At 67.8% G+C, this 24,383-nt stretch carries 28 protein-coding genes; 10 read left to right on the top strand and 18 right to left on the bottom strand.

Annotated elements, in window-relative coordinates:
* Nucleotides 1-163: 163 nt before the first annotated feature.
* Both ASC95_RS03965 and ASC95_RS03960 read right to left on the bottom strand, forming a co-directional pair.
* Nucleotides 164-622 (bottom strand): hypothetical protein, encoded by a 459-nt coding sequence (locus tag ASC95_RS03965; protein WP_157255937.1) that lies wholly within the window; start codon nucleotides 620-622, stop codon nucleotides 164-166.
* Entirely contained in the window at nucleotides 606-2,111 is a 1,506-nt protein-coding gene (locus tag ASC95_RS03960; RefSeq protein ID WP_082567461.1) for a HAMP domain-containing sensor histidine kinase, read from the bottom strand. The genes ASC95_RS03965 and ASC95_RS03960 overlap by 17 nt, the downstream gene beginning before the upstream one ends.
* A 141-nt stretch (nucleotides 2,112-2,252) precedes the next feature.
* Here ASC95_RS03960 and ASC95_RS03955 point away from each other — a divergent pair, with 141 nt between their 5' ends.
* Nucleotides 2,253-3,578, top strand: coding sequence for an NAD(P)/FAD-dependent oxidoreductase (locus ASC95_RS03955; RefSeq protein ID WP_157255936.1), 1,326 nt, complete (start codon nucleotides 2,253-2,255; stop codon nucleotides 3,576-3,578).
* On the opposite strand, the gene ASC95_RS03950 is transcribed toward ASC95_RS03955, so the two are convergent.
* Genes ASC95_RS03950 through ASC95_RS03910 form a run of 9 tightly spaced genes read right to left on the bottom strand, consistent with a single transcriptional unit; the run spans nucleotide 3,541 to nucleotide 11,117 of the window.
* Entirely contained in the window at nucleotides 3,541-3,834 is a 294-nt protein-coding gene (locus tag ASC95_RS03950) for a hypothetical protein (protein WP_235537679.1), read from the bottom strand. The genes ASC95_RS03955 and ASC95_RS03950 overlap by 38 nt on opposite strands.
* Complete coding sequence (locus tag ASC95_RS03945) at nucleotides 3,831-4,094, bottom strand: hypothetical protein (protein ID WP_057296442.1); 264 nt, start codon at nucleotides 4,092-4,094, stop codon at nucleotides 3,831-3,833. Before ASC95_RS03945 ends, ASC95_RS03950 begins: the two co-directional genes overlap by 4 nt.
* 16 nt (nucleotides 4,095-4,110) lie before the next feature.
* Nucleotides 4,111-5,565: a cytochrome c oxidase accessory protein CcoG gene (gene ccoG, locus ASC95_RS03940; protein WP_057296441.1), complete on the bottom strand. Its 1,455-nt coding sequence runs from the start codon at nucleotides 5,563-5,565 to the stop codon at nucleotides 4,111-4,113.
* 5 nt (nucleotides 5,566-5,570) lie between these two features.
* Nucleotides 5,571-6,491: a cytochrome-c oxidase, cbb3-type subunit III gene (gene ccoP / locus ASC95_RS03935; RefSeq protein WP_057296440.1), complete on the bottom strand. Its 921-nt coding sequence runs from the start codon at nucleotides 6,489-6,491 to the stop codon at nucleotides 5,571-5,573.
* Nucleotides 6,488-6,619 (bottom strand): cbb3-type cytochrome c oxidase subunit 3, encoded by a 132-nt coding sequence (locus ASC95_RS30355; protein WP_057296439.1) that lies wholly within the window; start codon nucleotides 6,617-6,619, stop codon nucleotides 6,488-6,490. The genes ccoP and ASC95_RS30355 overlap by 4 nt, the downstream gene beginning before the upstream one ends.
* Nucleotides 6,620-6,631: 12 nt before the next feature.
* The gene (gene ccoO / locus ASC95_RS03925) at nucleotides 6,632-7,255 is read right to left on the bottom strand and encodes a cytochrome-c oxidase, cbb3-type subunit II (RefSeq protein ID WP_057296438.1); all 624 of its coding nucleotides are present in this window, start codon (nucleotides 7,253-7,255) and stop codon (nucleotides 6,632-6,634) included.
* A 10-nt stretch (nucleotides 7,256-7,265) separates the two neighbouring features.
* Complete coding sequence (gene ccoN / locus ASC95_RS03920; protein ID WP_057296437.1) at nucleotides 7,266-8,714, bottom strand: cytochrome-c oxidase, cbb3-type subunit I; 1,449 nt, start codon at nucleotides 8,712-8,714, stop codon at nucleotides 7,266-7,268.
* A gap of 46 nt (nucleotides 8,715-8,760) precedes the next feature.
* Nucleotides 8,761-8,910 carry a cbb3-type cytochrome oxidase assembly protein CcoS gene (gene ccoS, locus ASC95_RS03915; RefSeq protein WP_056197788.1) on the bottom strand — a complete coding sequence of 50 codons (150 nt, stop codon included), beginning with the start codon at nucleotides 8,908-8,910 and terminating at the stop codon, nucleotides 8,761-8,763.
* The gene (locus ASC95_RS03910) at nucleotides 8,910-11,117 is read right to left on the bottom strand and encodes a cation-translocating P-type ATPase (protein WP_157255935.1); all 2,208 of its coding nucleotides are present in this window, start codon (nucleotides 11,115-11,117) and stop codon (nucleotides 8,910-8,912) included. Before ASC95_RS03910 ends, ccoS begins: the two co-directional genes overlap by 1 nt.
* Nucleotides 11,118-11,224: 107 nt before the next feature.
* On the opposite strand from ASC95_RS03910, the gene ASC95_RS03905 reads away from it, so the two are divergent.
* Nucleotides 11,225-11,677, top strand: a complete 453-nt coding sequence (locus ASC95_RS03905) for a cupin domain-containing protein (protein WP_057296436.1) — start codon at nucleotides 11,225-11,227, stop codon at nucleotides 11,675-11,677.
* A 3-nt stretch (nucleotides 11,678-11,680) separates the two neighbouring features.
* Here the strand turns inward: ASC95_RS03905 and ASC95_RS03900 are convergent, their stop codons facing one another.
* A complete protein-coding gene (locus tag ASC95_RS03900; RefSeq protein WP_082567460.1) occupies nucleotides 11,681-12,418 on the bottom strand; it encodes a glutathione S-transferase family protein in 738 nt (245 codons plus the stop codon).
* Nucleotides 12,419-12,521: 103 nt separating this feature from the next.
* Here ASC95_RS03900 and ASC95_RS03895 point away from each other — a divergent pair, with 103 nt between their 5' ends.
* On the top strand, nucleotides 12,522-13,736 hold the full coding sequence (locus ASC95_RS03895) for a polyhydroxyalkanoate depolymerase (RefSeq protein ID WP_057296435.1): 1,215 nt from the start codon (nucleotides 12,522-12,524) through the stop codon (nucleotides 13,734-13,736).
* Between the two features lie 184 nt (nucleotides 13,737-13,920).
* Here the strand turns inward: ASC95_RS03895 and ASC95_RS03890 are convergent, their stop codons facing one another.
* Both ASC95_RS03890 and xseA read right to left on the bottom strand, forming a co-directional pair.
* Nucleotides 13,921-14,502, bottom strand: a complete 582-nt coding sequence (locus ASC95_RS03890) for a superoxide dismutase (RefSeq protein ID WP_057296434.1) — start codon at nucleotides 14,500-14,502, stop codon at nucleotides 13,921-13,923.
* A 57-nt stretch (nucleotides 14,503-14,559) separates the two neighbouring features.
* Entirely contained in the window at nucleotides 14,560-15,861 is a 1,302-nt protein-coding gene (gene xseA / locus ASC95_RS03885) for an exodeoxyribonuclease VII large subunit (protein ID WP_057297035.1), read from the bottom strand.
* A 371-nt stretch (nucleotides 15,862-16,232) separates the two neighbouring features.
* Here xseA and ASC95_RS03880 point away from each other — a divergent pair, with 371 nt between their 5' ends.
* The 7 genes from ASC95_RS03880 to ASC95_RS03850 all read left to right on the top strand — a co-directional run bounded on the left by ASC95_RS03880 (nucleotide 16,233) and on the right by ASC95_RS03850 (nucleotide 21,064).
* On the top strand, nucleotides 16,233-16,850 hold the full coding sequence (locus ASC95_RS03880) for a MotA/TolQ/ExbB proton channel family protein (RefSeq protein ID WP_057297034.1): 618 nt from the start codon (nucleotides 16,233-16,235) through the stop codon (nucleotides 16,848-16,850).
* A gap of 165 nt (nucleotides 16,851-17,015) precedes the next feature.
* Entirely contained in the window at nucleotides 17,016-17,432 is a 417-nt protein-coding gene (locus tag ASC95_RS03875; RefSeq protein WP_056197797.1) for a biopolymer transporter ExbD, read from the top strand.
* Nucleotides 17,398-18,441, top strand: coding sequence for a tetraacyldisaccharide 4'-kinase (gene lpxK, locus ASC95_RS03870; protein ID WP_057296433.1), 1,044 nt, complete (start codon nucleotides 17,398-17,400; stop codon nucleotides 18,439-18,441). Before ASC95_RS03875 ends, lpxK begins: the two co-directional genes overlap by 35 nt.
* Nucleotides 18,441-18,656 carry a Trm112 family protein gene (locus ASC95_RS03865; RefSeq protein WP_056197799.1) on the top strand — a complete coding sequence of 72 codons (216 nt, stop codon included), beginning with the start codon at nucleotides 18,441-18,443 and terminating at the stop codon, nucleotides 18,654-18,656. Before lpxK ends, ASC95_RS03865 begins: the two co-directional genes overlap by 1 nt.
* A gap of 73 nt (nucleotides 18,657-18,729) precedes the next feature.
* Nucleotides 18,730-19,467, top strand: coding sequence for a 3-deoxy-manno-octulosonate cytidylyltransferase (kdsB, locus tag ASC95_RS03860; protein ID WP_057296432.1), 738 nt, complete (start codon nucleotides 18,730-18,732; stop codon nucleotides 19,465-19,467).
* An 89-nt stretch (nucleotides 19,468-19,556) separates the two neighbouring features.
* On the top strand, nucleotides 19,557-20,210 hold the full coding sequence (gene adk, locus ASC95_RS03855) for an adenylate kinase (RefSeq protein WP_057296431.1): 654 nt from the start codon (nucleotides 19,557-19,559) through the stop codon (nucleotides 20,208-20,210).
* A gap of 95 nt (nucleotides 20,211-20,305) precedes the next feature.
* A complete protein-coding gene (locus tag ASC95_RS03850) occupies nucleotides 20,306-21,064 on the top strand; it encodes a 3-hydroxyacyl-CoA dehydrogenase (protein WP_057297033.1) in 759 nt (252 codons plus the stop codon).
* A gap of 219 nt (nucleotides 21,065-21,283) precedes the next feature.
* On the opposite strand, the gene ASC95_RS03845 is transcribed toward ASC95_RS03850, so the two are convergent.
* The 4 genes from ASC95_RS03845 to ASC95_RS03830 form a co-directional block, all read right to left on the bottom strand.
* Nucleotides 21,284-22,543, bottom strand: coding sequence for a hypothetical protein (locus tag ASC95_RS03845; protein WP_157255934.1), 1,260 nt, complete (start codon nucleotides 22,541-22,543; stop codon nucleotides 21,284-21,286).
* A gap of 81 nt (nucleotides 22,544-22,624) precedes the next feature.
* The gene (locus tag ASC95_RS03840; RefSeq protein ID WP_200960063.1) at nucleotides 22,625-23,062 is read right to left on the bottom strand and encodes a biopolymer transporter ExbD; all 438 of its coding nucleotides are present in this window, start codon (nucleotides 23,060-23,062) and stop codon (nucleotides 22,625-22,627) included.
* A 14-nt stretch (nucleotides 23,063-23,076) separates the two neighbouring features.
* Entirely contained in the window at nucleotides 23,077-23,502 is a 426-nt protein-coding gene (locus tag ASC95_RS03835) for a biopolymer transporter ExbD (RefSeq protein ID WP_057296428.1), read from the bottom strand.
* A gap of 34 nt (nucleotides 23,503-23,536) precedes the next feature.
* A complete protein-coding gene (locus ASC95_RS03830) occupies nucleotides 23,537-24,361 on the bottom strand; it encodes a MotA/TolQ/ExbB proton channel family protein (RefSeq protein ID WP_057296427.1) in 825 nt (274 codons plus the stop codon).
* Between the last annotated feature and the right edge of the window lie 22 nt (nucleotides 24,362-24,383).

Genomic DNA, 24,383 nt, shown 5'->3' with positions numbered 1-24,383 from the left:
TGGCGATGTGCTTGCCGGTCGATCCGGCAAGCATCGCCGTCCCCACGGGGGCTGAGGCCGGACACATCGCGCCCAGTGGGCGGGATGTGTCTGCCGAAGGGCTGCGGCTCATGCCGCAGCGCGGCCTGCAAGACCGGCCAAGGTACTCCTTGGACGAGGGGCTTCATTTCGATCCGGGCTTGCCCGGCAGGGTCTGCTCGATGGCCTTGAGGGCCTCGAGCTTCTCGTTGAGCTGTTCGTTGCGGCGCTGGCTCTCGCGCAGTTGCTGGCTGAGCTTGTCGATGTTGTCCTGCAGCCGCCGCTGCTCGGCCAGGCGGGTGGCCATCAGCGTGGCCAGCGGCTTGATCGGTTCGGCCAGCGCGTCGGTCGCATTGGCGATCAGGTCGAGCTGCGCCGCCGCCTGGGCCTGATCCGCGCTGCTGCGTCCCTGGCTCAGGGCAAGCGCCTTGCGCAGATCCTCGGCATAGCCGACCAGCGCCTTCAACTCGTCGGCTTGCGGCGGTGGCGCGGGCGGCTCCGGGCAGACCGGTGCAGGGGGCGGCGGAGCCGGCACGGGCGCCGGCGGGGCCGTCTGGCAGGCGGCCAGCAACAGCAATGAGCCAATCTCAAGCAGTCTTCGCATGGGGTATCTCGATCCGGAAATGGGCACCGCCTTCGCTGGCCAGCAGCCGGCAGCTGCCGCCGTGGGCCTGCACGATCTCGCGCACGATGGACAAGCCGATGCCGCTGCCACGGCGCGCGCCCGGCGCCTGGTTGCGGCCCTGGTAGAAGGGGTCGAAGATGCGCTCGGCATCCTCGGCTGCCACGCCGGGACCGGCGTCGACGCAGTCGATGCAGAACTTGCGGTCGTCCTGTTCCAGGGTCAGCACGATGACGCCCCCCGGCGGGCTGAAGCGCAGCGCGTTGGCCAGCAAATTGGCCAGCACGATGGCCAGCTTGGCGTCGTCGACAAGGGCGCTGCAGGCTGCGGCGTCGATGCGCACCTGCAGGCCGCGCGTCTGCCAGAGCAGGCGCTGTTCATCCACCACGCGCGCCAGCAGCGCCTTGAGGTCGGTCGCGCGGCGCTGCAGTTGCTGAGAGTTGGAGGCCAGCGTCTGGTAGCGCAGCAGGTCCTCGATCTGGCCCTGCAGGGCGGCGCTGTTGTCGCCGAGGATGCGCACGATCTCGGTCTGGTCCGGCGTCAGCGGGCCGGCCACGCCGTCGCGCAGCAAGGCCGCGCCTTCGCGGATGGAGGCCATCGGCGTTTTCAGCTCATGCGAGATGTGGCGCACGAAGCGCGTCTTGTCCGACTCCAGCGTGGCCAGGCGCTGGCGCAGCCACTCCAGTTGCCGCCCGAGCCGGCGCAGGTCGGCAGGGCCGCGCACCTCCACGGGCTCGTCGAAGCGGTTGTCGCCCAACCGGCCGATGGCCGCCTCGACATGGGCCAGCGGCCGCAGCAGCCAGTGGCCGAAACCCAGCGCCAGCAGCACGGCCAGTGCGATGGCACCCAGCACCAGGGCGCTGATGAGGCGGCGCTGCTGCTCCAGTTCGGCAAGCACCGCGTCGCTGCGGCGGTCCACGGCGCGCTGGCTCTGCTCGGTCAGGGTCTCGTTGAGGCCGTGCAGCCGCGCGAATACCGGTGTCAGCCGCCGCAGTGCAGTGGAGCGGACGCGGGTGATGCCTGGGTTCTGCAGCACCTCCCAGGCCGCCTCGGCCTGCCTGCCCCAGTCGGCGAACAGCTGCCGCGATGCCGGCTCGGTCAGGGTGCCAGCCAGCACCGCCTGCGTGGCCTTGGCGTCAGCCCAGGCGGCCTGGAAGCGCTCGCGCAGGCTGGCGTCGTCGAGCACCAGGAACTGCCGCGCACTGCGCTCCATGGCCACGGTGCGTTCGGACAACCGCTGCACCTGCGCGCTCAGATTGGCGGCGTCTTGCGCGGCCTCGCGGCTCTGCAATGCGACATGCTCCAGCGCGAACATGGCCTGGGCCGCCGCGCCGCCCAGCAGCGCCGTGATCAGCAGGAAGGCAGCCAGCAGGCACTGGTGGAAGGACAGCCCACGCAGGCCACCGCCGCGCGGGCGTTGCCAGGTCGGTTCGGCGGCAGAAGAGGCGGTGGCCAGCGTGGCGGATGACATCGTGGGCGCAGCATCCTAGGTGCGCAAACGGCGCGTGATCGGCCCCCGCCGGCTGGCTTTGCATCACGATGCAACCGGCCTGCCGCCATTCGAAAAACGGCCATGCTGCGGCGCAGCAAACGAAGCGTAGGATGGCTGTCCATGCGTCCTCATGTCTTGATCATCGGCTGCGGGTTCGGCGGCCTGGAGGCGGCGCGTGCCCTGCGCACCGCCGACGTCGACATCACCCTTGTCGACAAGACCAACCATCATCTCTTCCAGCCCCTGCTCTACCAGGTGGCCACGGCGGGCCTGTCGGCGCCGTCGATTGCGGCGCCCATCCGCCACCTATTCCGTGGCCAGCGCAATGTGACGACGCTGATGGGCGAGATCGTCGCCATCGACGCCAACGCGCGAACCGCCACGCTGAAGGATGGCGCCACGCTGCGCTGGGACCACCTCATCGTCGCCGCCGGCGCCACGCACAGCTATTTCGGCCGCGACGACTGGGCCGAGCACGCACCGGGGCTGAAGACGCTGAGCGACGCCTTCGAGATCCGCCGCCGCGTGCTGCTGGCCTTCGAGGCTGCCGAGCGTGAGGACGATCCCGTTCAGCGCGCCGCCCTGCTGCAGTTCGTCGTCGTCGGCGGCGGGCCGACCGGGGTCGAACTGGCCGGCACCTTTGCCGAGATTGCACGCCACACCCTGCCCGGTGAATTCCGCCGCATCGACCCACGCCAGGCACGCGTGCTGCTGGTCGAGGGCAGCCCACGCGTGTTGCAGGCCATGCCCGAGCGCCTGAGCGAACGCGCCCGCGAGCAACTGGGGGCGCTCGGCGTGGACGTGCGCCTGAACGCGCGTGTGACCGGTATCGACGCCGAGGGGCTGGACATCACGACGGCCGCCGGCCCGGAGCGCCTGCACAGCCGCTGCGTCGTCTGGGCCGCCGGCGTGGCGGCCTCGCCCCTGGGCCGCGCGCTGGCCGACGCAACCGGCTGCACGCTGGACCGCGCCGGCCGCGTGGTCGTCGAGCCCGACCTGAGCGTGAAGGGCCAGGCCAATATCCAGGTCATCGGCGACCTCGCCGCCGCGCAGAGCCACGCACCCGGCCAGCCTCCCAAGCCAGTGCCCGGCGTGTCACCCGGCGCCAAGCAGATGGGCCGGCATGCCGCCGCCAACATCCAGCGCCGGCTGCGCGGCGAGGCGACGCAGGCCTTTCGCTACCGCGACTACGGCAATCTCGCCACCATCGGCCGCCACAGCGCCGTCGTCGACCTGGGCACGCCGGCCGGGCCGCTGCGCTTCTCAGGCCTGCCAGCCTGGCTGTTCTGGCTGTTCGCCCACGTCTATTTCCTGATCGGTTTCCGCAACCGCTTTGTCGTGCTGGTGGACTGGGCCTGGGCCTACTGGACGCATGACCGCAACGCACGCGTGGTGGCAGGCGCCGGGCTCAGCGAGGCCAGCCCGGCGCGTGACGCCCAGGCTTGACCTCGTCGCCAGGCAGGCTGATGAGCAGCAACGCCAGGCTGGCGCCCAAGGCGGTGACGGCCCAGAAGATCAGGAAGCTGAGGGTGTAGATGGCCTGGGTCGACAGCTGCACCGGCGCGGCGCCGAACCAGCGCATGTCGGCCGGGTCAACGACGGCAAAGACCAGGGCTTCCAGCACACCGGCCGCAAGGAAGGACGACCAGGCCACGGCCATCGCAAAGCGCTTGATGCGCGTGGGGCCGGCTGTGCCGTTCATCTCTTCAGGCCCGCCGTGCCCGTAGCGGCATGGTTGCGCGCGACCAGGGCCGGTACCGCATCACCGGCACGGGCACGCAGGTCGGCGGGCTCGGTGTCGTCGGCAGCCTGGGCGGTGGGGCGCAGGTCCAGCGGCGGGTCCGGGTGGCGGATGGCCAGCGCCAGCGTGATGAAGCTGGCGACGACGACCGTCGCCGGGCCGCCGACCACGAGCCAGACCATGGGCTCGCGCCAGGCGGAGGGGGTATTCAGGGCGGACATGGGGTTCTCCTTGCCGTCAGCGCGGCAGCACGAAAGTGGACTTCTCGACGACGGTCTCGGTGGCCGATCCGCCCGCTTCACCGCCGATGCGGCTGATGCGCCAGTGCATGGGATGCGCGCCGGCCTTGAGCTGCTGTGCCGTCTCGGGCGGCACGCGCAGGGCCACCGCCACCCAGCGCGCCTCGGCCGAGCCCAGGTCCACGGTGGTGGCCTGGGTCAGCACCAGGCCAGGCAGGCCCTCGGCCTCAATGCGGTAGCGCTGGGGCGACTCGGTGGCGTTCATGACCTGCAGACGGTAGACGTTCTCGATCCAGCCGTCCTCGACGAGTCGGGCCATCGAAGCGCGGTCACGCACGATGTCGACGCGGAAGCTGTGCCGCGACAGCAGGCTCCACATCAGGGCCGTGCAGATGACGATCAGCACGGCGGTGTAGATCAGCACGCGCGGGCGCAGCACATGCTGCCAACGCTGCGCGCGCGTCAGGCGCTGCTCCAGGCCGTTCTCGGTGTCGTAGCGGATGAGGCCGCGCTCGGTGCCCATCTTGTCCATGACGCCGTTGCAGACGTCGATGCAGGCCGCGCAGCCGATGCATTCGTACTGCAGGCCGTCGCGGATGTCGATGCCGGTCGGGCAGACCTGCACGCACAGGTTGCAGTCGATGCAATCGCCCACGGGGGCGGCAGCGCTGCGCGCCTCGCCCTTCTTGCCGCGCTGCGCGTTCTTGCCGCGCGGCTCGCCGCGCTCGGGGTCGTAGCTGACGATCAGCGTGTCGCGGTCGAACATCGCGCTCTGGAAGCGCGCGTAGGGGCACATGTACTTGCAGACCTGCTCGCGCATGTAGCCGGCGTTGCCGTAGGTGGCGAAGCCATAGAACAGCACCCAGAAGGTTTCCCACGGGCCCAGGCCCAGGCTACCCACCTCGGCGGCCAGCGTGTGGATGGGCGTGAAATAGCCGACGAAGGTGAAGCCGGTCCACAGGCCGATGGCGATCCACACGGACTGCTTGGCCGTCTTGCGCCAGAGCTTGTCGAGGGACCAGGGCGCCTTGTCCAGCCGCAGCCGCGCGTTGCGGTCGCCTTCGAACCAGCGCTCCACGCGCATGAAGATCTCGGTGTAGACCGTCTGCGGGCAGGCATAGCCGCACCACAGCCGCCCGGCCACGGCCGTGAACAGGAATAGCGCGTAAGCCGAGATCATCAGCAGGCCCGTGAGGTACACGAAGTCCTGCGGATACAGCACCAGGCCGAAGATGTAGAAGCGCCGCGAGCCCAGATCGAAGAGCACGGCCTGCCGCTCGCCCCAGTTGAGCCAGGGCAGGCCGTAGAACACGAGCTGGGTCAGCGCGACGATGGCCCAGCGCCAGCGGGCGTAGAAGCCGTCCACCGAACGCGGGTGGATCTTGTCTTCCGACTTGTAGAGGCGGATGACCTGGACGGCATCGCCCGAACCGGGCGCAGAGGGAACAGGCATGGGACTCAGGGGGCGGCAGCGATGACGCCTTGCGATTGCGACAGGTTCCAGACATAGGAAGCCAGCACGCGGATCTGCTCGGGCGTCAGCCGCTCGCCGTGGGCCGGCATCACGTTGTGCTTGCCGTTGTTGACCATGGCCGTGACGGCCTCCTCGCCCCAGCCGTGCAGCCAGACCTTGTCGCTCAGGTTGGGCGCCCCCAGGGCCGGGTTGCCCTGGCCGCCGGGCCCGTGGCAGGCCGCGCACGCGGTGAACTTGGGCTTGCCGAGCTGGGCATACAGCGCGTTGTGCGGGCTGCCCGACAGCGACAGAACGTAATGGGCGACGTTGCGCACGTCCTCCGCCGCGCCCACTGCCGGTGCCATCACGGGCATGTTGCCCTCGCGGCCCTTGGTGATGGTCTCGGTGATGGTTTCAGGCGAGCCGCCCCACAGCCAGTCGGTGTCGGTCAGGTTGGGGAAGCCCTTGGAGCCCTTGGCGTCAGCGCCGTGGCACTGCGCGCAGTTGTTGGCGAACAACCGCTCACCGATAGCGTGGGCCTTGGGATCCTTGGCGAGTTGCTCCGGCGTCTTGTCGGCGAAGGCGGCATAGACCGGTGCCATGGTGGCGCGAGCCTGTGCCAGGTCGTTGGCGTGCTCGCCCAGGCTCGTCCAGCCCAGCTTGCCCGCCTGGTTGCCCAGGCCCGGATACAGCGCCAGGTAGATGCCGGCGAAGACGATGGTCAGAACGAACAGGCCCATCCACCAGGCCGGCAGCGGGTTGTTGAGTTCGCGCAGATCCTCGTCCCAGACGTGCCCGGTCGTGTTGTCGGTCGCCATCACCTGGCGGCGGCTGGCGATGATCAGGAGGATGCCGCAGGCGATCAGGCCGGCGATGGTGGCGACAGCGATAAAGACCGACCAGCCGCCGTTGAAGAAGTCGCTCATTGCTCATCTCCTTCGAAAGGAAGGCGTGCGGCGTCGTCGAAGCGGCCGCGCCAGGCCCAGGCGATGATGCCGAGGAAGACAGCCAGCGACACCAGGGTCACGGCGATACGCAGTTCGTTGATGCCCATGGTGCGGGCTCCTTACTTGTTCGCGGTGCCAAGCACCTGCAGATAGGCCACCAGCGCGTCGAGCTCTGTCTTGCCCTTCACGTCGTCGGAGGAGGCCTTCACCTCGTCCTCGGTGTAGGGCACGCCCAGCATGCGCATCGCCGCCAGGCGCGCCGGCATACCGGCGGCGTCCACCGGGGCGCTCACCAGCCAGGGGTAGGCGGGCATGTTGGATTCGGGCACCAGGTCGCGCGGGTTGTTCAGGTGGATGCGGTGCCAGTCGTCGCTGTATTTGCCTCCGACGCGGTGCAGGTCGGGACCGGTGCGCTTGCTGCCCCACTGGAAGGGGTGGTCGTAAACGAATTCACCCGCAGTGGAGTACTTGCCATAACGCAGCGTCTCGGCGGCGAGCGGGCGGATCATCTGCGAATGGCAGTTGTAGCAACCCTCGCGCAGATAGATGTCGCGGCCGGCCAGCTGCAGCGGCGTGTAGGGCTTGAGGCCGGGGGCGGCCTGCGTGGTGGAGCGCTGGAAGAACAGCGGCACGATCTCGACGACGCCGCCAACCAGCACGGTCAGCAGCACCAGCACGATCATCAGCAGGTTGCTGGTTTCGATGCGCTGGTGGCCGGAGACGGCTTGGGTGTTGTTGCTCATGGAATCTCCTTCAGGCGTGGGCCAGCACGGGGGCCGGGATGCGCACGGACTGCGAGTTGCCGGCCTGCACGGTCTTGATGACGTTCCAGCCCATGATCAGCATGCCGGCGAGGTAGAGCAGGCCGCCGCTGAGTCGGATCACGTAGAAGGGCCAGGTCGCCTTGACGCTTTCGACGAAGGTGTAGACCAGCGTGCCGTCGGGGTTGACCGCGCGCCACATCAGGCCCTGCATGACGCCGGCAATCCACATCGCGGCGATGTAGAGCACGATGCCCAGCGTCGCGATCCAGAAGTGCAGCTCGATGGCACTCTTGGAGTACATCTGCGTGCGGCCGAACATGCGCGGGATCAGGTGGTAGAGCGAGCCCATCGAGATGAGGCCCACCCAGCCCAGGGCGCCGCTGTGCACGTGGCCCACCGTCCAGTCGGTGTAGTGCGACAGCGAGTTCACCGTCTTGATCGACATCATCGGCCCCTCGAAGGTCGACATGCCGTAGAACGACAGCGCGACGATGAGGAACTTCAGGATGGGGTCGTCACGCAGGTTGTGCCAGGCGCCCGACAGCGTCATGACGCCGTTGATCATGCCGCCCCAGCTCGGCGCCAGCAGCACCAGGCTGAAGATCATGCCGATGCTCTGCGCCCAGTCCGGCAGCGCCGTGTAGTGCAGGTGGTGGGGGCCCGCCCACATGTAGGTGAAGATCAGCGCCCAGAAGTGGACGATGGACAGCCGGTAGCTGTAGACGGGGCGCTCGGCCTGCTTGGGGATGTAGTAGTACATCATCCCGAGGAAGCCTGCGGTCAGGAAGAAGCCCACCGCGTTATGGCCGTACCACCACTGCACCATCGCGTCCTGCACGCCGGCGTAGGCCGAGTAGCTCTTGGTCATGCTGACCGGGATCTCGGCGCTGTTGACGATGTGCAGCAGGGCCACGGCGATGATGAAGGCGCCGAAGAACCAGTTCGCCACGTAGATGTGGCGGATCTTGCGGGTGCCGATCGTGCCAAAGAACACCACCGCATACGCCACCCAGACCACGGTGATCAGGATGTCGATGGGCCATTCGAGCTCGGCGTATTCCTTGCCGGTCGTGTAGCCCATGGGCAGCGAGAGCGCCGCAAGCAGGATGACCAGCTGCCAGCCCCAGAAGGTGAACCAGGCCAGCTTCGGCAAGAAGAGCGCCGTCTGCCCGGTGCGCTGCGCCACGTGGTAGCTGGTCGCGAACAGCGTGCAGCCGCCAAAGGCGAAGATGACGGCATTGGTGTGCAGGGGCCGCAGGCGCCCGTAGCTCAGCCAGGGAATGCCGAGGTTGAGATCTGGCCAGGCCAGCTGGGCAGCAATGATGACGCCCACCAGCATGCCCACCACTCCCCATAGAACGGCGGCCAGCGCAAATGCGCGTACCGGCCCGTCTTCGTATACCGCCCCAGTGGTGGCCAGCGCCTTTTCGTTCGCCATCGCGACTCCTTCAGTCTGATGCAAACGATTCTTCGCGCGAGGGCTCCTAGACGCCTTGATCCTCGTCAAGCAGGATGCGTTCAGCCTCGTGTTCGAAGCCGTCCAGTTGCCCGGAGTGCACAGCCCAGCCGAAAACCGCCACGATGAGCAGCACCAGCACGACCGAGAAGGGGATGAGGAGATACAGGATGTCCATCAGCGGGCCAATCTCTGGGCATTGAGCACGACAAACAGCGAACTCGCCGCCATGCCCAGGCCCGCCGCCAGTGGCGGCAGCCAACCGGTCAGTGCCAGCGGCACGCAGGCCAGGTTGTAGAGCGCCGCCCAGGCGAGGTTCTGACGCAGCACGCGGCGCGTCCTGTGCGCCAGCGCAAGTGCCTGCGGGATGACCATCAGCTGGTTGGACACCAGCAACGCATCTGCGGCACTGCGGGCCAGCATGGCGCCCTGTCCCATGGCGATGCGCACGTCGGCCGCGGCCAGCACCGGCGCGTCGTTGATGCCGTCGCCGACCATCAGCACGCGCTCGCCGCGCGCCTGCCAGTCACGCAGCGCAGCAAGCTTGGACTCGGGCGTGGCGCCCGCGCGCCAGTGGGCGATGTCCAGCAACGCCGCCATGCGCGCGACCGCGGCCGGCTGGTCGCCCGACAGCAGGCGCACGCGCTTGCCCTGGGCACGCAAGGCCTTGATCGTTGCGGTCGCGTCGGCACGTGGCGCCTCGGCAACGTCCAGCCACAGCACGCAGTCGCCGCAGCCCACTGGGCCGAACGCCAGCCGCGCAGCCGGGTCGGGCTGCGCGCTGACCCAGGCCGGCGCACCGAGGCGCCAGACCTGGCCGGTTGCGTCGCGCGCCTCCACGCCGCGGCCGGCGACTTCGCGCACGTTCGTCCAGCTGCCGGCGCTTCCGTCGGCCAGCGCCTGCGCCACCGGGTGACGCGACAGCCCGGCGAGACTGCGGGCGACGTTCAGCAGCGCGCCGGCATCGGCGCCCTGCGCCCAGTGGCGACGCAGCTGCAGACGGTCCTCGCTGAGCGTGCCGGTCTTGTCGAAGACGACGGTGTCGATGGCGCACAGCCGCTCCAGCGCCGCCAGGTCTGTCAGCAGCAACCCACGCCGCGCAAGCGCGCCGCTGGCCGAGAGCCAGGCCGCAGGCGCGGCCAGCGTCAACGCGCAGGGGCAGGTGACGATGAGCACTGCGACCGCAACGGCCACCGCGCGCGACGGATCGATCCACCACCAGGCAATGCCCGCCGCCAGCGCCAGCAGCAGCACGACCGCCGTGAAGCCCGCGGCGACGCGGTCCAGCACGCCGTTGACAAAAGGCCGCTGGCTCTGTGCCTGTTGCATCAATCGCACGATGCCCTGCGCCGTCGTGTCGGCACCCACGCGCTGCACGCTGACGATGAGCGGGCCGTCCAGGTTGATGCTGCCGGCCACGACCGCATCGCCCGCCGTCTTGGCGACCGGCGCGGATTCGCCCGTCAGCAGGGCCTCATTGGCCCAGCCCTGGCCGGACAGCACGCGGCCGTCGGCCGCGAAGGCCTCGCCGGCCGCGACGCGGATGCGATCACCCACGCGCAGTGTCTCGGGCGCGACGCGTTCACTGCTGCCGTCCTCACGCAGCCGCTCGGCCGCCGTCGGCAACGCACCGGCGACCGCTTCCAGCGCATCCGCCGCACGATGCCGCGCGCCCAGTTCGAACCAGCGCGCCAGGAGCAGCAACGCGACGAACATCGTCAGCGAATCGAAGTAGACCTCGTGGCCCAAGGGCCCGCCGGGGTCGAACAGTGCGCCGGTGCTGGCCACGAAAGTGACGGCGATGCCCACCGCCACCGGCACATCCATGCCCAGCCGCCCTGCCCTGAGCTGTCGCCAGGCGCCTACCATGAAGGGGGCGGCCGAAAAGACCATGACGGGCAGCGTCAGCACCCAGCTGGCCCAGCGCAGCAGGCGGTCCAGGTCGGCGCTGAGCTCACCCGGAGCGGCGACATAGGCCGGCGCCGCCATCATCATGACCTGCATCATCAGGAAGGCAGCGACAAAGAGCCGCCACAGGGCCTGGCGCCTTTCCTGCCGGCGCAGCTCGCGCGCCGGCGCGGCGACGTCGGGCGTGGCCCGGTAACCTGCCACCTGCAGCGCGGCCAGCACGTCGGCGAGCGCGAGCTGTGAAGGCAACCACTGCAAGGCCAGCCGGGCCGACGCCGGATTGACGCTGGCGCCGCGCACGCCCGGCAGCTTCAGCAGCGCCGCTTCGATCAACCCCGAGCAGGCCGCGCAATGCATGCCTGCCACCTGGAACTGCGACAGCGCCACACCACCCGGGCCATCGGGCCAGGTCGTGAAGGGGGCTAGGAGGCGGGCGTCGGCATCAGCCGCACACAAGCCGGGAGGGGGTGCACTCACGCCGCCAATCTAGATGGCTCGCCCCGCCGCCCCCATGACCTGGGTCAAGCTTTTGCGGGAACACATATTGCGTGTGCTCCAACCTGCAGCATTTCAGGAGGCCCCTCATGTCGGATCTGTCGATACCCGTGGACGCCGCCAACGACGCGTCCGCCACGCAGTTCTCCCACGTCAAGCCCGGGGACACGCCCTGGCGCCCCGACGGCCTGAGAGATTTCTTCCTCTACCGCGACCTGGGCGTGGCCCAAGCCACGGCGGGCAGGGTCATCGCGCACCTTGTGAAGGCGAACATGGCCCCTGAAAAGGGCACCGGATGGCACCGCCATGAGGCGGAGTTCCAGATCGTGCTGATGACCAAGGGCTGGGCCAAGTTCATGTACGGCGATCAGGTGACGCTGGTCGAGGCGGGTGACTGCGTGCACCAGCGCCCCGGCATCGTGCATTACCTGTTCGACTACTCGCCGGACATGGAGTACCTGGAGATCGTCTCGCCGGCGGACTTCAAGACGGTGGACATGCCGGCGCCTTGCGAGGTGCCGATCCCGGCGCCCTGGGCGTGAAGCTCAAAAATCCATGTCGAGCTGTTCGATCTCGTCGGGCTCCTGGCGCGCCGCGGCGGTCCACTCCTTCAGCTCCGGCATGGCGGCGATGGCCTTGCAATAGACCATGCAGGCGGGGTTCAGCGGCACGTCATAGGTCAGGAAACGCGTGACGACGGGCGCAAAGATCGCGTCGGCAGCGCTGCGTTTGGCGCCGAACAGATAGGGCCCGCCGTAGCGGGCCAGGCAGTCGGTCCAGATCTCGGTGATGCGCTCGATGTCGGGCTTGGCCCCGGCCCAGATCTTGTGGCGCGGAAAGTGGCCCTTGAGGTTCATGGGCAGCGACGCGCGCAGATTGGCGAAGCCTGAGTTCATCTCGCCGCAGATGGCCCGCGCATGGGCCCGCGCAACGCGGTCCGCGGGCCACAGACCGGCTTTGGGGGAAAGCTCGTTCAGATACTCGGCAATGGCCAGGTTGTTCCACACCGTGACACCCTCGTGGCGCAGACAGGGCACGCGGATAGAGGGCGCCAGCAGCAGCAGTTCCTTGCGCGCATCCTCGTCGTCAGGCGAGACCATGATCTCCTCGAAGGAGAGGCCGGCAAAGCGCGTCAGCAGCCAGCCGCGCAGCGACCAGGACGAGTAGTTCTTGCTGCTCAGCGTCAGCGTGGCCGCGGGTGTCGCGGTCTTGGATTTGCGCGCCGGTGCTGGAGCGGTTTTCGCCGCCTTGGCGGCGGGGCGGGTCGGCGTGGCAACAGGCATGGCGTCTCCTTCTCGGTCTGGGCACTCCATCGACGCAAGGCCCATGCCATGCTGGCGCGCTCCTTGCGTCGCTCCTGGCATCACCGGCCTTGCAGGAGCAACCATGTACCCCGCCTACCAGGCCCATACCGATCTGCTGTGGCCGCTGCGCATGGCCACGCGCATGTCGATTCCCTTCCTGCAGCAGCCCGGCATTGCTGACGCCAGCTGGTTGCCAGCGCGCCAGTGGTCGGCGGCAGGCAAGGTCTTCGAGCTGGCCCAGATCACCCACACCCGCCCGCCCTGGCGCATTGGTGAGATCGTCAGCGGCGACGAACGGTGGCCTGTCACCGAAGAAGCCACGCTGACCACGCCCTTTGCGACGCTGCTGCGCTTTCGCAAGGAAGGCGCGCCTGAGCAACCCAAAGTGATGGTGGTGGCGCCGATGTCGGGCCACTTCGCCACGCTGCTGCGCGAGACGGTGCGCACGCTGCTGCAGGACCATGACGTCTACATCACCGATTGGCACAACGTGCGCGACGTGCCGCTGGCGGCCGGCCGCTTCGGGCTGGACGAATACACCGGCCACCTGATCGACTTCCTGGCCGCCATCGGCCCGCAGGCCCACGTGGTGGCCGTCTGCCAGCCCTGTGTCAGCGCACTGGCGGCCGTGGCGCTGATGGCCGAGGACGACCACCCCGCCACGCCAGCCAGCCTGACGCTGATGGCCGGCCCGATCGACTGCCGCGTCAGCCCCACCGCGGTCAACGAACTCGCCACCAGCAAGCCCATCTCGTGGTTCAAGAAGAACCTGATCAGCCACGTGCCCTGGCAGCACGCGGGCGCGGGGCGGCGCGTCTACCCGGGCTTCGTGCAGCTGTCGGCCTTCATGAGCATGAACAAGGACAGGCACACCAACGCCTTCAAGGACTACTACAAGCACCTCGTCGCCGACGAGTTCGACAAGGCCGAGGTCACACGCGTGTTCTACGAGGAATACCTGGCCGTGGCCGACCTCGCGGCGGACTTCTACCTGGAGACGGTAGAGCGCGTCTTTCAGACCTACGACCTGCCGCGCGGCGAGATGTTTTTCAGGGGCCGCCGCGTGAACCCGGCGGCCATTCGCCGCACCGCGCTGCTGACCGTGGAGGGCGAGCGCGACGACATCTGCGCCGTCGGCCAGACGCTGGCCGCCCAGGACCTCGCCAGCAGCCTGCGGGCCTATATGCGCACCCACTACATCCAGCCCAATGTGGGCCACTACGGCGTGTTCAGCGGGCGGCGCTGGCAGCACCAGGTCTATCCACTGGTGCGGCACGTGATCCAGGTATCGCAATAAAGAGCCGGCACGAGGCCGGCTTCTTTCATTGGGTATTCGGGCCGAGCGCTGGGCCGCTCCCGAGCCGGCCCGCTCTGGCGATGGGCCCGCGGCTCAATGCCGCGGGCATCGCCGTCCCCTCGGGGGACCGGCCAGACGTGCCCGCGTTCAGCGGGAGCACGACTGGACGAGGGGCTTGCTGACTTCAGGCGAAGTTCGACTCAGCGAACTGCCAGTTCACGAGATTGCTCAGGAAGGTCTCGACGAACTTGGGGCGCAGGTTGCGGTAGTCGATGTAGTAGGCGTGTTCCCACACGTCGACGGTCAGCAGGGCCTTGTCGCCGGTCGTCAGCGGCGTGCCGGCGGCGCCCATGTTGACGATGTCGACGGAGCCGTCGGCCTTCTTGACCAGCCAGGTCCAGCCCGAACCGAAGTTGCCGACGGCGCTCTTGACGAAGGCTTCCTTGAAGGCGGCATAGCTGCCCCACTTGGCGTTGATGGCCGCGGCCAGCGCGCCGCTGGGCTCACCGCCGCCTTGCGGCTTCATGCAGTTCCAGAAGAACGTGTGGTTCCAGATCTGGGCCGAGTTGTTGTAGATGCCGCCGGAGCTCTTCTTGATGATCTCCTCGAGCGTCATCGATTCGAACTCGGTACCCTTTTGCAGGTTGTTGAGGTTCACCACATAGGCGTTGTGGTGCTTGCCGTGGTGGTACTCGAGGGTCTCCTTGCTGTAGTGCGGGGCCAGCGAGTCGATCGGGTAAGGCAGCGGGGGCAGCGTGTGTTCCATCGTGGAGTCCTCAGGTGTTGGGGGGAAGGGAAACGCAAAGATTGTAGGGAGAGCCAATCACCCCTGCGGCGAAGGCTGTACCCCCAGAACGCGCAAGTCGAGGCTGCCGTCGGCCAGTACCGCGCGCACCTCGGCGCCCGGCAGCAAGGCATGCACGGACGTCACCGCACCGCCGGCGCCGTCATCCAGCCAGGCGTAGCCGCGCGCCAGCACATGCTGCGGGTCCAGGGCCTGCAGCCGGGCCTGCAGCGCGTTCAGCCGGGTGTGCTGGCGCGCCAGGATCTCGCGATGGGCGCGTTCGTGGCGCTGCTCCAGATGGATCAGCCGCTGGCCCTGCAATTCGACGCGCCGCCGCGGCGCCGCGCTGGCCCGCTGGGCGAGCAGCTCCAGCAAGCGGCGCTGGCGGGTCAGTACATCACTGGGGCGGGACAGGCGCAGCGCGAGGCGATCCAGGCGCTGGGCGAGGGTTTGCAGGCGGTGGTCGACGCGCAGGATCAGGCCACGCTCCAGCGCGGCGAGGTGCTGGAGGAGACTGGTGCGCGACGGCGCGGCCAGTTCGGCGGCCGCTGTGGGCGTGGGCGCGCGCAGGTCGGCGGCCAGGTCGCACAGCGTCACGTCGGTCTCGTGGCCGACGCCGCAGACGACCGGCAGCGCTGACAACGCCACCGCGCGGACGACGCGTTCGTCATTGAAGGCCCACAGGTCCTCCAGCGAGCCGCCACCGCGTACCAGAAGCAGCACGTCGACCTCGGCCCGCTCGTTGGCGCGCCTCAGCGCTTCAACAAGCGCCGGTGGCGCTTCGGCGCCCTGCACCGGGCTCGGGTAGACCAGCACCTCGACCTGGGGCGCTCGCCGGGCCAGCGCCGTCAGCACGTCGTGCAGGGCCGCACCGGCCGTCGACGTGATGACGCCGATGCGGCGCGGGTGGGTGGGCAGCGCGCGCTTGGTGTCGGCATCGAACAGGCCCTCGGCCGTCAGCCGCGCTCGAAGCGCGAGGAACTGCTCGTACAGCGTGCCGGCGCCAGCGCGGCGCATGGCCTCGACGACGAACTGCAGTTCGCCGCGCGGCTCGTAGACGGCGACGCGGCCGCGCACCTCGACCAGCACGCCTTCGGCCGGCGCAAAGTCCAGCATCGCCGCGGCGCGGCGGAACATCGCGCAGCGCAGGCTGGCGGCCTGACCGTCTGCGTCCTTCAGTCCGAAATAGCAATGGCCGCTGGCGGCGCGCGTGAAGCCGGTGATCTCGCCGCCGACCGCGACGACCGAAAAGCGTTCAGCCAGGCTCTGGCTCACCGCCTCCAGCAAACCAGCCACGCCCCAGACACGACGATTTGAAGCGGCTTCGCGGGGCTCAATCACGCGCAAACCCAATGCCGGCGCGGGCCGGGAAGTCCACAGCCGCGCCGATACTGGGCTGGCGGGCAATTTCGGCTCATTTCGCCCGTCACAGAGCTGTCATGAGCACATAAGGCCTTGTTTTTCAATTCGAATTCCACTGCTCAAATTGGAGGCAACTTGTCCAAGGCCTTGATTTGACGGCCTCTGCAGGCCAGCGCCGCTGCGTTGCCCACAAAGTTATCCACAGTAACGGTGGATTGTGAGAACGCTTTCGCAGTGGCGCAGATCGGCCGAGGCGCGCAAGGCTGGGGCCATAATCCCGCGCACTCATCCGGCCGCCAGCGGCCGTTTTTGTGACCGGCCTGCTGGCCTTTTCATCGACGGGGACGCCCTTGTTTTCGATCATACAAGCCGCCGGTTGGCCGATCTGGCCCTTGCTCCTGTGCTCCGTGGTGGCCCTGGCCCTGATCATCGAGAGGCTGTCCAGCCTGCGCGCCAGCCGCATCCTGCCGCCGCGGCTGCTGGAGGACGTCATGAACGTCAGCGCCCAGCAACTGCCAGCGCCCGACATGGTCGACCGCCTGGCCGAGAACTCCCTGCTGGGCGAGGTGCTGGCCGCCGGCCTGCGCGCCGTGACCGCCGAGCCGCAAATGCCCGAGGGCAAGCTGCGCCTGGTGTTCGAATTTGCCGGCCGACGCGCCGTGCACCAGCTCGAGCGCTACATGAACACCCTGGGCACCATCGCCACGGCCGCGCCGCTGCTGGGGCTGATGGGCACCGTGGTCGGCATGATCGAGATCTTCGGCAGCCAGACGCCCGGCGGCGGCAACCCCGCGCAGCTGGCCCACGGCATCTCCATCGCCCTCTACAACACCGCCTTCGGCCTGATGATCGCCATCCCCTCGCTGATGTTCTACCGCTACTTCCGTGGCCGCATCGAGGAATACGTGCTGGAACTCGAAGCCGCTGCAGACCGCCTGCTGGGCCAGTTGCGCCGCTATACGGCTTGAGATGAAGCCCCTCGTCCAAGGCGTACCTTGGCCGGTCCCCCGAGGGGACGACGATGCTTGCGGCATCGAGCCGCAAGCACATCGTCAGTGCGGGCCGGCTCGGGAGCGGCCCAGCGCTCGGCCCGCAATGCGTTGAGTGCCACACACAATGGATGAACTGACATCATGAGATTCCGCTCCCCGCACCGCGAGCCGCCGGAGATCAACCTGATCCCCTTCATCGACGTGCTGTTGGTGATCCTGATCTTCCTGATGCTGTCGACGACGTACTCCAAGTTCACCGAGCTGCAGATCACCCTGCCCTCGGCCGATGCCGAGAAGTTGAAGGACAGGCCACAGGAGGTCATCGTCGGCATCGCCGCGGACGGCCGCTTCGTCATCAACCGCCAGCCGGTGGAAGGCCGCTCGGTGGACATCCTGATCGCCGCGCTGCGCCAGGCCTCCGGGGGCAACGCCGACGCGTCGCTGATCATCTCAGCCGACGCCGCCACGCCCCACCAGGCCGTCATCAACGTGATGGACGCCGCGCGCCGCGTCGGCCTGACGCGTGTCACCTTCGCCGCGCAGACCGACGCTCGGTGATCGGCTCCAGCAGCAGTGGCTGAGCGGCGGTGCGCTGTCGGTCACGCTGCTGCCGCTGAGCTGGCTCTACCGCGCGCTGCTGGCGCTGCGCCATCTCGCCTACCGCACGGGGCTGACGCGCGTCCAAACGCTGCCCGTGCCCGTCATCGTCGTCGGCAACTGGATCGTCGGCGGCGCCGGCAAGACGCCGACGACGCTGGCCCTGCTGGAGATGTTGCGCACACGCGGCCTGCGTGCCGGCGTTGTGTCGCGTGGCTATGGCCGCGAGGGCGACGGCGTGCGCCTCGTCACTCGTGTGTCGACGGCGCGCGAAGTCGGCGACGAGCCCCTGCTCATCCATCTGCGCAGCGGTGTGCCGGTGGCGGTCGGCCAGGATCGCGTTGCCGCCGCGCGCGCGCTGCTGGCGGCCGAGCCGGGGCTGCAGCTGCTGGTCAGCGACGACGGCCTGCAGCACTGGCGCCTGCCTCGACGCCTGAGCCTGCTGGTGTTCGATGAGCGTGGGCTTGGCAATGGCCGCCTGCTGCCGGCCGGCCCGTTGCGCCAACCACCCGCGCCGCTTGGGGCCGACCAGTTGGTTGTCTATAACGCGCCCCGGCCGAGCACCACCCTGCCCGGCTTTGTCGCCGAGCGGCGCCTGGCCGGTGCGGTGACCCTGGTCGACTGGTGGGCCGGCAAGCCGGCGCAGATGGACACGCTGCTGGCACTGCGTGGGCGGCCAGGGCTGCTCGCCGTTGCCGGTGTCGCGAGGCCACAGCGCTTCTTCGACATGCTGGCCGGGCTGGGGCTGTCCTTCGACGCACGGTCCCTGCCGGACCATGCCGACTTCGCCGACCTCCCCTGGCCGGCCGATGCCGCCGGCATCCTGCTGACCGAGAAGGATGCCGTGAAGCTGCCACCCGAGCGCGTCGGCACCCTGCCCGTCTGGGTCGTGGCGCTAGACTTCTCGCCCGGTGCCGGCTTCGAGGCGGCGCTGGACACCCAACTGCAAAAACTCTTCGCTCTCGTCTGATGGATCAACGCCTCATCGAAATGCTGGTCTGCCCGCTGTGCAAGGGGCCGCTGACGCTGCTGCGTGAAGGTGCCGGACTGGAATTGCCGGCGCTGGCCTGCCGCGCCGACCGCCTGGCCTTTCCCGTGCGCGACGGCATTCCTCTGATGCTGGAGAGCGAAGCCAAGGCCTGGGACCCTGACGCTCCCGCGCCACCGGTCGTGCTGGCACCGTGAGCGCCGCGCCGGGCCGCCCCAAGCAAGCTCGCTCCCGCTTGGCGGGACAGGCCGCAGGCCGAAGGGTGCACCAATGAGCTTCACCATCATCATCCCCGCGCGCCTGGCATCGACGCGGCTGCCGAACAAGCCGCTGGCCGACATCGCCGGACTGCCGATGATCGTGCGCGTTGCCCGGCGTGCTGCCGAGTCGGGTGCCAGCCAGATCGTCGTGGCGACCGATGCTCCCGAAGTTGCGGCCGCCTGCGTCGCCCATGGTGTGCGCGCGCTGATGACGCGGGCCGACCATCCGTCCGGTAGCGACCGTCTGGCCGAAGCCGTCGAGCAGCTCGGGCTGGCTGACGATGCCGTCGTCGTCAATGTGCAGGGCGACGAGCCGCTGATCGCGCCGGCCATGATCGACGCCTGCGCGGCAACGCTGACCGCCCAGGCCGACTGCGTAATGGCTACCGTCGCGCATGCGCTCACTGATCCTTCCGAGTTCGCGAACCCGAATGTCGTCAAGCTGGTCACCGACAAGGCGGCCCGGGCGCTGTATTTCTCACGCGCGCCCATCGCCTGGTGGCGCGACGGCGGCGGCCAGCCGAACGGCGCACTGCGCCATGTCGGCCTGTATGCCTACCGCGCCGGCTTCCTGCGTCGCTTCCCGACACTGGCCGTCAGTCCGCTGGAGCAGATCGAGTCGCTGGAGCAGCTGCGCGTGCTCTGGCATGGCGAGCGCATCGCCGTGCACATCAGTGTTGAACGGCCCGGTCCGGGCGTCGACACGCCCGAGGATCTGGAGCGCGTTCGCCGCCTCATCAAGGGTTGACACGTCAGGCCCCCGAAAGGCCCCATGCGATACTCGACCGCTGACCAGATGCAGGACTTTTTCACAGTCCTGACGAGACGAGGAGACCCATGCGACTGATTCTTCTGGGCGCGCCAGGCGCCGGCAAAGGCACCCAAGCTGCCTTCATCTGCAAGCAATTCGGCATTCCGCAGATCTCCACCGGTGACATGCTGCGCGCTGCCATCAAGGCCGGCACGCAAATGGGCCTGGCTGCCAAGGCCGTCATGGATTCGGGCGCCCTGGTCAGCGACGACATCATCATCGGCCTCGTGAAGGAACGCATTGCCCAGGACGACTGTGCCAAGGGCTTCCTCTTCGACGGCTTCCCGCGCACCATCCCGCAGGCCGACGCGATGAAGGCGGCCGGCGTTAAGCTGGACTACGTGCTCGAGATCGACGTGCCCTTCGACGCCATCATCGAACGCATGAGCGGCCGCCGCGTGCATGTGGCCTCAGGCCGCACCTACCACGTCAAGTTCAACCCGCCCAAGGTCGAAGGCAAGGACGACGAGACCGGCGAGCCGCTGGTCCAGCGCGAGGACGACAAGGAAGAGACCGTCAAGAAGCGCCTGGACGTTTATTCGGCCCAGACCCGGCCTCTGGTCGACTACTACTCGCAGTGGGCCGCCACCGGCGACGCCAACGCGCCCAAGTACCGCCGCATCGAAGGTGTCGGCTCGGTCGACGACATCATGAAGAAGGCCCTGGCCGCTTTGACCTGAGCCCCGATCTCTCCGAACAAAGCCGCGGCGCTTGAGGCCCGCGGCTTTTTTTGTCGGCCACAATTGACGTTTACGTCAACCAGGAGATCCTCATCATGGAAATCGCAGGCAAGGTGTTCATCGTCACCGGCGGCGCCTCGGGCCTCGGCGAAGGCACGGCCCGCATGCTGGCGGCGCACGGCGCCAAGGTCGTCATCGCCGATCTGCAGGCCGAACGTGGCCAGGCCGTGGCCGCCGAACTCGGCGGCCTCTTCATCAAGTGTGACGTCAGCCAGGAAGCCGACGGTCAGGCTGCAGTGGCCGCGGCGACGGGCTTGGGCAAGCTGGTCGGCCTCGTCAACTGCGCCGGCATCGCGCCGGCCATCAAGACCGTAGGCAAGGACGGCGCCCATCCACTGGCCGCCTTCAGCAAGACGGTCACCGTCAACTTGATCGGCAGCTTCAACATGATCCGCCTCGCCGCCGAAGCGATGGCGAAGAATGAGCCGGAACCGACCGGCGAGCGCGGCGTGCTGATCTCGACGGCCTCGGTCGCGGCCTATGACGGCCAGATCGGCCAGGCGGCCTATTCGGCGTCCAAGGGTGGCGTCGTCGGCATGACCCTGCCGATCGCCCGCGACCTGGCCCGCAATGGCATCCGCAACATGACCATCGCGCCCGGTATCTTCGGCACGCCGATGCTGTTTGGCATGCCCCAGGAAGTGCAGGACGCGCTGGCCGCGAGCGTCCCCTTTCCGAGCCGCCTGGGCAAGCCCGAGGACTACGCCAAGCTCGTGCACCAGATCATCACCAACGACATGCTGAACGGCGAGGTCATCCGCCTGGACGGCGCGATCCGCCTGGCACCGAAATGATGCCCCTCGCTCAGTCCTACTCCGGCTGAACGCCGGCAGGTCTGATCGGTCCCCCTAGGGGACGGCGATGCTTACCGGATTGACCGGCAAGCACATCGCCAGAGCGGGCCGGCTCGGGAGCGGCCCAGCGCTCGGCCCGGAATACAAAAGCCGAACGGACAGCGGAATAAAAAAGGGCCCGGCAATACCGGGCCCTTTTTATTTGGAGGTCTCCGTCGATCAGCGCTTGGCTGAACGCGACTGGATGATCCACAGGCGCGCGAGGTCAGCGGCGCCTTCGTTGCCCTTGACTGACTTCCAGGCCGCCTGGGCCTTGGCGCTTTCGCCAGCCAGTTGGTGGGCCAGGCCAAGATAAAGCTTGGCATCTTCGGGGCGCTTCAGATCGCCCTTGGCGATGCCTTGCTCGATCTGCTCGACGCCCTTCTTGGCGTTGCCGCCGAAGGCATTGGCCAGGCCCAGCTTCACGAACTCGTTGCCGTCCTTGGCATCCGCGGCAGCCTTCTCGCTGGCTGCTGCAGCGGCCTTGGCCTCGGCGATCTTCTTGACCATCAGGTCGGCCAGGCGCTTGTGGCGGGCGCCCTCGGCACCCTGCCCCAGTACGCCGGCGGCCATGCCTTTGTCGACGACCTGTTTGCCCTCTTCCGGATAACCGGCCTGAGCGGCCAGTTGGGCCATCTCCATGTAGTCCTCGGCACCGCGCGACATGTTGCCGGTGGCCAGGCGCAGGCGATAGAGGTCTAGCGCATAGCGGTTGCTGTCGAAGCTCTTCTTCTGCGGCAGGCCGCCCAGGATCTGGGCCCACAGCTTGGGATCGGGATAGAAGTTCAGCAGCTTCTCGGTCGCCACGGCTTCCGCGTTGGCGTCGCCCTTCTTCTGGGCCGCGAACAGCAGCAGATTGAGCTTGTCCTTGGGTGGCGCACGGCCCGCACGCTCGTCGGCGGCGATTTCGTCCAGGGTGTCCTTGATCGTCGACGTCATGTCGCCGGACAGGAATTGCGCGTTCTGCTGCACCTGCTTCATGGTCGGGCTGTTGCCGCCTTCCTTGAAGTAGCGCTGCGCCCAGGTCAAGGCCTTGCCGTTGTCGCGGTTGCGCAGATAGGTGCCGGCGATGGCTTCCATGTACTGCAGCTGCTGGGCCTGGCTCAGCTTGCCCGCGCCTTTGAGCACGTCAAACGACCGAGCCATCGTGTCGGGATCGTTGGCGCCCATTGCGGCTGAGAAGCGCACGCCTTCGATGGCGTTGGTTTCGCCCGCGGTGCGGCCAGCCACGGCTTCGGCGTCGCGCAGCTTGCCCAGGGCTTCCTTGTATTTGCCGGCCTTGACCAACTTGCTGGCCTCGGTCAGCGGCGTGCCGACTTCCTTGCGCACGCTGTCCTGCGCGGCCGCCTGGCTGAAGCCGAACTCCGCGCCGGGTGCGCCGTTCAGGGTCAGGGCCAAGGCGCCAACGGCGACGGCCACCATGGTTTTCAGAGTCTTCAACTTGCTCTCCTGCAAAGCAAAAACGCGCCGCCCTTTCGGGCAGCGCGCATCACAGTATCGTGGTCAGCGGTCCCGCAGACGTCACTTGACGTATTGCTCGTTACCAACCATGCCCATCTTCTTGACGCTGTTGCGCTGGGCCGAGGCCATCACCGCAGCAACGACGCCGTAGTCCACCAGCTTGTTCGGCTTGATGTGGATTTCCGGCTGGTCGCTGATCGGCATGGTGCCGATTTCCTGCATCTTGGCGTTCACGGCGTCGATGTTCGGCAGCGCAGCTTCGTCCCAGTAGACCGTGCCATCGAAGTCGATCATGACGGTGTGCACGACCGGATCCTGTTGGGGCGGCGTGGTGCTCGGCGGCGGCATGTCCAGGTTGACCGTGTGCAGCTGGATCGGGATGGTGATGATGAGCATCACCAGCAGCACCAGCATCACGTCAATCAGCGGCGTCGTGTTGACGTCCATCATGACTTCGGGTTCACCGCTGCCTGACGAACTTCCGACATTCATTCCCATGTTGACTCCTGGGATCAGTTGCGAGCCGGCGGCTCGGTGACGAAGTTGATCTTCATGATGCCAGCACGCTGGCAGGCGAAGATCACGCGACCGACCGACTCATAGCGGGACTTGTCGTCGCCGCGAATATGCACCTCGGGCTGCGGGTTCTTGACCGACTCCTTGCCGAGGCGCTTCACGAGCTCCTCCATGTCGGGAACCAGCTTGGTACCCCAATAGACGTCGCCGTCCTTGCTGACCGAGATTTCGATGTTTTCCGGTTTGGTGACGCGAATCTGGTTGGTCTCCTTGGGGAGATTCACCGCGATCGACTGCGTCACCACCGGCACGGTGATGAGGAAGATGATCAACAGCACCAACATCACGTCCACGAGGGGCGTGGTGTTGATGGTCGAGACCACCTCGTCATCGCCGGAAGAGGATCCGACGTTCATGCCCATGGCATTGGCTCCTTTACGAGCGGCAGCTCAGGGATTAGCGCTTAGCGACCGAGCGGTTGCCCATCAGCACGCCGTGCAGATCGCCGGCGAAGGAACGAACCTCACTCATGACGCCCTTGTTGCGATTGACCAGCCAGTTGTAGCCCAGCACGGCCGGAACGGCAACGACCAGACCGATGGCGGTCATGATCAGCGCGGCACCCACAGGGCCGGCCACCTTGTCGATGGAGGCCTGGCCGGCCAGACCGATGGCGGTCAGCGCGTTCAGGATGCCCCACACCGTACCGAACAGGCCGATGAAGGGAGCGGTCGAGCCGACGGTGGCCAGGAAGCCCAGGCCGGCAGAGATCTTGGTGTTGACGTCGGCGACGGCGCGGTCGACGTTCATCGTCACCCAGCTGCTGTGGTCGATGTTCTCGGTCAGGGCGCCTTCATGGTGCTCCGAAGCCTCGATGGCGGTGGTGGCGATGTAGCGGAAGGCGCTTTCTTCCTTCAGGCTACGGACGCCATCGGCCAGGCTGGCCTTCTTGAAGAACGTGGCGCGGACTTCCTTGGCTTCGGAGGACAGCTTGCTCGTGTCCCACAGGCGCACGACCAGGATGTACCAGGAACCCATGGACATCATGGCCAGGATGAACAGCACGACCTGGTCGACAACGTTGCCGTGGGCGACGATGTTGGCCAGACCATAGGGGTTGTCTTGAGGCTTGGAGGCGGCAGCAGCCGGAGCGGTGGCTGCGTCAACCACGGCGGCCGAGGCGGCGTCGGCCGGCTTCTGATCTTGCGCGTGGGCGGGCGAAACGGCCAAGGTCGCGACCATGGCGATGGCGGCAAGGAAGCCGGTGATGCGAGAAATCATGGAGTCAACTCCTAGGAAAAAT

This window comes from Pelomonas sp. Root1217 (genome assembly GCF_001425705.1).
Lineage (GTDB): Bacteria > Pseudomonadota > Gammaproteobacteria > Burkholderiales > Burkholderiaceae_C > Pelomonas.
Note: the sequence above shows the minus strand (reverse complement) of the source record. Positions and strands in the feature narration are given on the sequence as shown.

What these genes read in the sequence shown, in the direction of transcription:
- ASC95_RS03965 (WP_157255937.1), bottom strand. Translation starts at nt 622, where the DNA reads ATGCGAAGACTGCTTGAGATTGGCTCATTGCTGTTGCTGGCCGCCTGC.
- ASC95_RS03960 (WP_082567461.1), bottom strand. Translation starts at nt 2,111, where the DNA reads ATGTCATCCGCCACGCTGGCCACCGCCTCTTCTGCCGCCGAACCGACC.
- ASC95_RS03955 (WP_157255936.1), top strand. Translation starts at nt 2,253, where the DNA reads ATGCGTCCTCATGTCTTGATCATCGGCTGCGGGTTCGGCGGCCTGGAG.
- ASC95_RS03950 (WP_235537679.1), bottom strand. Translation starts at nt 3,834, where the DNA reads ATGAACGGCACAGCCGGCCCCACGCGCATCAAGCGCTTTGCGATGGCC.
- ASC95_RS03945 (WP_057296442.1), bottom strand. Translation starts at nt 4,094, where the DNA reads ATGTCCGCCCTGAATACCCCCTCCGCCTGGCGCGAGCCCATGGTCTGG.
- ccoG (WP_057296441.1), bottom strand. Translation starts at nt 5,565, where the DNA reads ATGCCTGTTCCCTCTGCGCCCGGTTCGGGCGATGCCGTCCAGGTCATC.
- ccoP (WP_057296440.1), bottom strand. Translation starts at nt 6,491, where the DNA reads ATGAGCGACTTCTTCAACGGCGGCTGGTCGGTCTTTATCGCTGTCGCC.
- ASC95_RS30355 (WP_057296439.1), bottom strand. Translation starts at nt 6,619, where the DNA reads ATGGGCATCAACGAACTGCGTATCGCCGTGACCCTGGTGTCGCTGGCT.
- ccoO (WP_057296438.1), bottom strand. Translation starts at nt 7,255, where the DNA reads ATGAGCAACAACACCCAAGCCGTCTCCGGCCACCAGCGCATCGAAACC.
- ccoN (WP_057296437.1), bottom strand. Translation starts at nt 8,714, where the DNA reads ATGGCGAACGAAAAGGCGCTGGCCACCACTGGGGCGGTATACGAAGAC.
- ccoS (WP_056197788.1), bottom strand. Translation starts at nt 8,910, where the DNA reads ATGGACATCCTGTATCTCCTCATCCCCTTCTCGGTCGTGCTGGTGCTG.
- ASC95_RS03905 (WP_057296436.1), top strand. Translation starts at nt 11,225, where the DNA reads ATGTCGGATCTGTCGATACCCGTGGACGCCGCCAACGACGCGTCCGCC.
- ASC95_RS03900 (WP_082567460.1), bottom strand. Translation starts at nt 12,418, where the DNA reads ATGCCTGTTGCCACGCCGACCCGCCCCGCCGCCAAGGCGGCGAAAACC.
- ASC95_RS03895 (WP_057296435.1), top strand. Translation starts at nt 12,522, where the DNA reads ATGTACCCCGCCTACCAGGCCCATACCGATCTGCTGTGGCCGCTGCGC.
- ASC95_RS03890 (WP_057296434.1), bottom strand. Translation starts at nt 14,502, where the DNA reads ATGGAACACACGCTGCCCCCGCTGCCTTACCCGATCGACTCGCTGGCC.
- ASC95_RS03875 (WP_056197797.1), top strand. Translation starts at nt 17,016, where the DNA reads ATGAGATTCCGCTCCCCGCACCGCGAGCCGCCGGAGATCAACCTGATC.
- ASC95_RS03865 (WP_056197799.1), top strand. Translation starts at nt 18,441, where the DNA reads ATGGATCAACGCCTCATCGAAATGCTGGTCTGCCCGCTGTGCAAGGGG.
- kdsB (WP_057296432.1), top strand. Translation starts at nt 18,730, where the DNA reads ATGAGCTTCACCATCATCATCCCCGCGCGCCTGGCATCGACGCGGCTG.
- adk (WP_057296431.1), top strand. Translation starts at nt 19,557, where the DNA reads ATGCGACTGATTCTTCTGGGCGCGCCAGGCGCCGGCAAAGGCACCCAA.
- ASC95_RS03850 (WP_057297033.1), top strand. Translation starts at nt 20,306, where the DNA reads ATGGAAATCGCAGGCAAGGTGTTCATCGTCACCGGCGGCGCCTCGGGC.
- ASC95_RS03840 (WP_200960063.1), bottom strand. Translation starts at nt 23,062, where the DNA reads ATGGGAATGAATGTCGGAAGTTCGTCAGGCAGCGGTGAACCCGAAGTC.
- ASC95_RS03835 (WP_057296428.1), bottom strand. Translation starts at nt 23,502, where the DNA reads ATGGGCATGAACGTCGGATCCTCTTCCGGCGATGACGAGGTGGTCTCG.
- ASC95_RS03830 (WP_057296427.1), bottom strand. Translation starts at nt 24,361, where the DNA reads ATGATTTCTCGCATCACCGGCTTCCTTGCCGCCATCGCCATGGTCGCG.